The following is an 855-nucleotide window of genomic DNA, read 5'->3' as shown; positions in this document are numbered from 1 at the left end:
GGAAGTTGTCTGTGCCGTCCACAATCACATCGAAGTCGCGCATAATGTCCAGCGCGTTCTCCGAAGTCAGGCGCGTCTCGAACGGAATCACATGCACATGCGGGTTAATCGCCTGAATCTTCTCGATGGCGGACTGGAGCTTGGGGCGTCCCACATCGCTTGTGAAGTGGAGAATCTGCCGTTGCAGGTTGGAGTAGTCCACCACATCGAAGTCGACGAGTCCGATTGTGCCCACGCCCGCCGCCGCCAGATAGAGCGCGAGGGGCGAGCCGAGTCCGCCCGTGCCAATCAGCAAGACGCGCGCGGCTTTGAGGCGGCGTTGCCCCTCCATCGTCACTTCGGGCATAATCAGGTGGCGGCTGTAGCGCAGCACCTCCTCCTGCGAGAGGCTGACGGTCTGCAAGCGCGCCTCGTCGATAATGCTGCGCGTTTCGGGCTTCTCAACGGTCGCCGTGCTGCCCCCCGCGACGGAGGGCACAATCGTCAGCTCGGCGTCGGGCGCGAGCGGGGTGTCCAGCCCCTGCAGATGGCGCACATCCTCATCGCCCAGATACAGGTTCACGAAGCTGCGCAGTTGCCCATCTTCTTTAAACAGATGCTGGCGCAGCTTGGGGAACGCCTCGGTGAGTTTCTGCATCGCCTCGCCGACGGTGGACGCCTCCACACTCAGCGAAGCGCGGTTTTCTGCATACGGTCTCAGCGCGGTTGGGATATAGATGGTTGGCATAGTGTCCTCCTATTGGTACTGCTTGAGCAACGCTTGGAAATCGGGGTTGTTGCGCAGGGCGGCGAAGTCGGGGTCGCCGACGGCAATGCGCACGAGGTTGCGGTCTAACTCCAGCGCGCGCTGGAGGT

Annotated in this window: 1 protein-coding gene; it reads right to left on the bottom strand. The window is 62.1% G+C overall.

Annotated elements, in window-relative coordinates:
* Window positions 1-727, bottom strand: a 727-nt coding sequence (locus NZU74_20310; protein ID MCS6883673.1) for a ThiF family adenylyltransferase, incomplete at its 3' end; no start/stop codon positions are given.
* Between the last annotated feature and the right edge of the window lie 128 nt (window positions 728-855).

This window comes from Chloroflexaceae bacterium, assembly GCA_025057155.1.
Taxonomy (GTDB): Bacteria; Chloroflexota; Chloroflexia; order Chloroflexales; family Chloroflexaceae; genus JACAEO01.
Note: the sequence above shows the minus strand (reverse complement) of the source record. Positions and strands in the feature narration are given on the sequence as shown.